The organism is Phytoactinopolyspora endophytica (assembly GCF_004138495.1).
Lineage (GTDB): Bacteria > Actinomycetota > Actinomycetes > Jiangellales > Jiangellaceae > Phytoactinopolyspora > Phytoactinopolyspora endophytica.
The window spans coordinates 1-1,221 of the sequence record NZ_ML142890.1; the positions used below are offsets into that span (position 1 = coordinate 1).

2 protein-coding genes are annotated in these 1,221 nt (G+C 66.3%); one reads left to right on the top strand and one right to left on the bottom strand.

Features of this window, described 5'->3' with window-relative positions:
• The coding region (locus ELR45_RS40155) for a hypothetical protein (protein ID WP_205857820.1) at window positions 1-212 on the top strand (212 nt) is incomplete at its 5' end.
• 143 nt (window positions 213-355) lie between these two features.
• On the opposite strand, the gene ELR45_RS34070 is transcribed toward ELR45_RS40155, so the two are convergent.
• Window positions 356-952 carry a GNAT family N-acetyltransferase gene (locus ELR45_RS34070; protein WP_129670245.1) on the bottom strand — a complete coding sequence of 199 codons (597 nt, stop codon included), beginning with the start codon at window positions 950-952 and terminating at the stop codon, window positions 356-358.
• Between the last annotated feature and the right edge of the window lie 269 nt (window positions 953-1,221).

Below are 1,221 nucleotides of genomic sequence, written 5' to 3' on the forward strand. Positions count from 1 at the left end.
TCATCGACCCCGACCGCCACATCGTCGAAACCACCACACCCACCGGACACACCTACCGGTCGTCACCACCACCCGCACCCGGCACCCGGTCACACCGCCGGGACCACACACAGGACCGTGCACGGGACCACACGCGGGGCGGTGCACGGGCACCCTCCCACGCCCGCCCCCGCGCCGACCACCACTGGCCCAGTGACGCAACCACCCACTGAACCACCACCAACAGCAGCACACAGCCCTGCCCACCACCGCCAACCTGGCAGCCGAGGGCGGGGCTCGTGTCCTGCCCCCGTAGATCCGAGAATACGCAGTGCTGTGACCCTACGAGGCCAGCGCTATATTTCCGACACCCGGATCAGCTGCGGTCGAGCGAGGGCAGCGCTCGGTCTGAAGCCAGCCGCGCATGCAGATGCATGTCGTGCCACCCGTCCAGGTGCAGGACACCCTGCCGGATTGTGGCCTCGTAGCCGAAGCCGGCCTTCTCCGCGACACGGCAGGAGTGGGTGTTGGCGGTCGAATGCCGAAGTTCGATCCGGTGGAAGCCACCATGGTGAAACATCCATGTCGACACTGCTCGCGTAGCTCGCGTGGCGATGTTCCTGCCGCGCGCGGCAGGAATCGTCCAGTATGCGATCTCGGCAGTTCCTTCGTGGAGACCGATCGAGCGGAGCCCGACTCGACCGACGAGAACGCCATCCTGGGTCACCGCCCAACCAGCGCCGGTCTCACTGCGCCACCGATCCGGCCACGAGGCCAGCCAGGCGAGCGCTTCGTCTCGGTTCATGGTCCGAACATGCCAGCGCTGGATCTCGGCGTCGTCGTACGCGGCGACCACCGCATCAACGTCTGAGAGCAGCCACGGACGCATGACGAGCTCGTCCACACGAAGCGTCGGCTGTGGGCGAGCGCTGAGGCGACCATCTGGAACGACGGGGGAGACGAGAACGGGCATGATCCCACCATCCCACTCCTCTTAGGGGAATCGTTCGTGCCGATGACGTCGATGTTCGTGAGCGTTGTCGGCGACGACGTTCGGCGGTGCGTGTGCCCCAGGGCAGTGACGACCGGAAGCAGGTCCCACAACTCAGCACGCTTGCGGGTGTCGAGAATGTAGCGTCGGCTCCGTCCCAGGGGCACCAGCGGCCACGACGGGCCGCGCGACCATGAGAGGGATGACCATGCAACCGAACGAGATCACCGAGGTTCTGAACCGACCGATCA